This is a genomic window from Longimonas sp. (assembly GCF_046498435.1).
In the GTDB taxonomy this organism is placed as follows: Bacteria; Bacteroidota; Rhodothermia; order Rhodothermales; family Salinibacteraceae; genus Longimonas.
In genome coordinates, this window is sequence record NZ_JAWOAR010000172.1 from 1 (window position 1) to 3,982 (window position 3,982).

General features: G+C 60.3%; 5 protein-coding genes. 4 read left to right on the forward strand and 1 reads right to left on the reverse strand.

The features are described from left to right. Positions 1–452, reverse strand: a 452-nt coding sequence (locus R6U20_RS06305; protein WP_410337017.1) for a hypothetical protein, incomplete at its 3' end; no start/stop codon positions are given. 148 nt (positions 453–600) lie between these two features. Between R6U20_RS06305 and R6U20_RS06310 the strand changes: the two genes are divergently transcribed. The 4 genes from R6U20_RS06310 to R6U20_RS06325 all read left to right on the forward strand — a co-directional run. After that, the gene (locus tag R6U20_RS06310; protein ID WP_410337018.1) at positions 601–879 is read left to right on the forward strand and encodes a DNA-directed RNA polymerase subunit omega; all 279 of its coding nucleotides are present in this window, start codon (positions 601–603) and stop codon (positions 877–879) included. A 69-nt stretch (positions 880–948) separates the two neighbouring features. Then, positions 949–2,238 (forward strand): bifunctional phosphopantothenoylcysteine decarboxylase/phosphopantothenate--cysteine ligase CoaBC, encoded by a 1,290-nt coding sequence (gene coaBC / locus R6U20_RS06315; RefSeq protein ID WP_410337019.1) that lies wholly within the window; start codon positions 949–951, stop codon positions 2,236–2,238. Beyond that, positions 2,235–3,014: a uracil-DNA glycosylase gene (locus R6U20_RS06320; protein WP_410337020.1), complete on the forward strand. Its 780-nt coding sequence runs from the start codon at positions 2,235–2,237 to the stop codon at positions 3,012–3,014. Before coaBC ends, R6U20_RS06320 begins: the two co-directional genes overlap by 4 nt. A 159-nt stretch (positions 3,015–3,173) precedes the next feature. Continuing rightward, positions 3,174–3,982 (forward strand): replicative DNA helicase (locus R6U20_RS06325; RefSeq protein WP_410337021.1); only part of this gene is annotated, 809 nt, incomplete at its 3' end.

Here is a 3,982-nt window from a genome sequence, read left to right on the forward strand (position 1 = left end):
TCGGCAAGAGTCTTATCCAAGTTCTCTTCGAGGAGAGCTCTCTCTTTATCCATTTCGGCTCGCAATTCTTCTGCAAACTTATCGGCCCACTCCTGTTTAATACTCGGCATTACTGCTTCCCACTTTGCCTGCGCGCTCTTTTCTGCGCTTTCAATAGTTTCCATCAGCGTCTTTCCTTCGAGGACTTCCTCCGAGCCGGGCTGGTTGTTGAACAGTTTTGCGAGGGATTTCCTGGCTTCGGCGAAATCGTTACTCTCGAGCTGTGCTTGTGCATCGGCGAGCAGCCTTCCGGATTCATACCTGGAAGTGTCGAGTATTTTGGTCAGTTCCGCGTTCTCTTTTTTTGCGTTGTTGACGACGGTAAGGCTCATAGCGGCAAACACCAACAGACCACCGGCCGCAAACAGACCGATTCGTCCTGCGTAAAGTTTTAGAGTTTCTTTTTTTGTCATTAGATTCTCCCTTTTTTTTTTAGGTTAGTGCCGCATAGTGCGGCTCTACTTTTAAAGTAGTTCTAATATAGGGAAAAGGAAAGGGAATAATAAAAGGCTCGATTTTTCTTTTTTCTTGATAGTGCCCGCTAAAATCACTAAACTTATAGTGCATCTAAATACCGACGAACTGGCTTCCCGCACCGGCAACATCTACGAAGCCGTGGCCATCATGGCCAAGCGCGCCCGCCAGGTTTCGTCAGACCAGCGCTCTGAGCTCGACGAAAAGCTGCAATATTTTGAGGGCTTTGGCCCTGAAATGGAAGATGCGCGCATGCAAGAAGAGCAAGAGGAAATCTCGATCGAGTACGAACTGAAGCCCGAGCCCACCGAAATGGCCATCGACGACTTCATCAACGATCGGCTCTACTTCCGTAAACCCGAGTAACCTGCTGCGCTCGCTTGCATCGGCGCTGCCTCCCCTCTCCTGTCGTGCTCGCCTGGCTTTTGCTCGCCCATGCCTTCCTCCGATGCGCCCTCCACCGCCGCGCTCAACGGATGCAACCTTATTCTGGGCGTTACAGGCAGCATTGCCGCCTACAAAGCCGCGCCGCTGGTGCGCCTCTTCAAAAAGTCAGGGGCCCAGGTGCGGGTGCTCATGACCGAAAGCGCTGAGCGCTTCATTCCTGCGCTCACGCTGGGCACGCTCTCGGGCGAGACGGTGCACACCGAGATCTTCCCCGAGAACGACCCCGACAGCTGGACCGAGCACGTCTCGCTCGGCCTCTGGGCGGATGCGTTTGTCATTGCCCCCGCCACCGCACAGACCGTAGCCAAGCTGGCCCACGGCTTTAGCGATAACATGCTCACCGCCACGGCACTCTCGGCCCGCTGCCCCATTCTGGTCTGCCCCGCTATGGATCTGGACATGTACCAGCATCCGGCCACGCAGGCGAATTTCGAGGAGCTTCGTTCGTTTGGATACGACGTGATGCCGGCCGAGCATGGCGAGCTCGCCAGCGGACTTGAAGGGCCGGGCCGCTTGCCCGAGTTGCCTGCCATTGCCGCACGCGTGGCCGCCCTGATCGACGACTCCGCCTTAGACCCCGGCCAGTCCTCCTCGCTTCCCCCCGATGCACTCAGCGGGCAGCAGGTGCTCGTTACCGCCGGGCCCACCGAGGAGCCCATCGACCCGGTGCGCATGCTTACGAATCCCTCTACGGGCACCATGGGCTTTGCCCTTGCCGAGGCTGCTTCCGCGCACGGCGCAACGGTGACGCTCGTGAGCGGCCCCACGCATCTCGACACCCCGCCTGGGGTAACCCGCGTGGATGTACGCACCGCCGCCGAGATGCACGATGCGGTGCAATCCCGCCGCCACCAGGCCGACCTCGTGTTCATGGCTGCTGCCGTGGCCGACTACACGCCTGCGCATCCCGCCGATACCAAGCAGAAAAAGGGCAACGGACCGCTCACACTCACGTTGGAGCGCACGCCCGACATCTTGCACACGCTGGGCCAGCATAAGCGCGACGGCCAGGTGCTCGTCGGCTTTGCCCTCGAAACCGACAACGCCCGTGCCAATGCACAGTCCAAGCGCACGCGCAAAAATCTCGACTGGATTGCGCTCAACAACGCGAGCGAGGCGGGCAGCGGCTTCGGCACCGGCACCAACGCCCTTACCCTGTTCGGTCCCAACGACCACGAGCATTGCATTGCCACCGCGCCCAAGCCCGAGGTGGCCAAATCGCTCATTGCCCATGTCGTTCGCCACACGCCCGCGCTCCAACCGCCCGCCGCGCCATGACTTCCCACACCCTGCAAACCCTGCGCAAGGCCATAGAGCACGAGCGCAGGCTGTTCGGACGCTTCGTTCCTCTTCCTGATGCCCCTGCTGCCTCCATGCCCAACCGCGACCTGTTCGGCAACGCCGTCGATCCCAGCGAAGACCCGTCGCGTCCCCCTTCTGAGCGCATCACCGCGCTCATCCCCGACACGCCGCCCTATGACGATCTCAAGGCGCTCAACACGCTGCAGGAGGTAGAAGCCTTTGCTGCAAACAACGTGCTCATCGAGCTCGACGAGATGCGCGAAAACCCCGTCTTTGGCGTGGGCGACCCCGAAGCCGACCTGGTTGTCATTGGGGAAGCGCCGGGCCGCGATGAGGACAAAGAGGGCGAGCCGTTCGTAGGCCGCTCCGGGCAACTGCTCGACAAGATCATGGAAGCAATCAACTTCAAGCGGGAAGACATCTACATTACGAACATCATGAAGAGCCGTCCGCCGCGCAATCGCGATCCCGAGGCGGACGAGGTCGAGGCGCACATCCCCATCCTGTACAAGCAGATCGCACTCATCCAGCCGAAAATTATGCTGTGCGTGGGCAAGGTCGCGGCCAACACCGTGCTCGACCGCCGCTCTTCGTTGTCGTCGCTGCGCGGCAAAGAGCACGACTTCTACGGCATTCCCGTCATGGCTACGTACCACCCCGCCGCGCTGCTGCGCAACCCCAACTGGAAGCGCCCCACCTGGGAAGACGTCCAACTCCTGCGCACCCGCTACGACGAACTGACCGCCGACTAACCGCATCGGGTTCGATACGCACCTATCTTTGTCCTGAACATCGGACCTCTCTGCCCAGCCGTTCCGTTTGGGTGGATGCTTGTTTGTCTTCATGCGGATGCGGCTGCTCTCTGCTAATTCCAACGAGCAGCTGCGAATCCCACTGTGTTGTCTCGACTTATGGCTTCTTCCTCCGACGACCGCTTCAACATCAACCCCGACGACGCCGGGCAACCCTCGTATCCGCTCGACAAGATGCGCGGGCGCGACCGCAACCGCAGCCGCTCGCAGTCCGACGACATGCACGACAAAGCCGGACGCGTACCGCCACAGGCCGTTGATGTAGAGAAGTCGGTCTTGGGCGCGATGATGCTTGAACGCGAAGCCATCCCGAAAGCCATTCAGGTCATCTCGGCGGATGCGTTCTACAGCAGCAAGCACGAGAAAATCTACACGGCCATGCTCAACCTGTTTGAGCGCGGCAACCCGGTCGATCTCGTCACGCTCACGAACGAACTGAAGCGCAACGGCAATCTTGAAGATGTGGGCGGCGGCTACTACCTCTCGGAGCTAACCACCGAGGTCGCCTCGGCCGCGAATGTGGAGTACCACGCCCGCATCATCGCCGAGAAGTCGCTTCTGCGCAAGATGATCGAGACGATGACCACGGTCGTGGGCCAGGCCTACGAGCCCGGCGCCGATGCCTTTGAGCTGTTGGACGAGGCCGAGAGCAAGATCTTTCAGGTGTCGGATAACCAGCTCCGCAAGGCCGCGTCGCCCATCAACGAGGTCGTAAAGGACACGCTGGAGCAGCTGGAGTCCATTCACGGCCAGGAGGGCGGCATCACCGGCGTGCCCAGCGGCTTCCGCAAGCTCGACGACCTGACCAGCGGCTGGCAGCCCTCCGACCTGATTATTATTGCGGCGCGGCCTTCTATGGGGAAGTGCCTCGGGCGCGGCACGCCCGTCATGATGTATGACGGCACCGT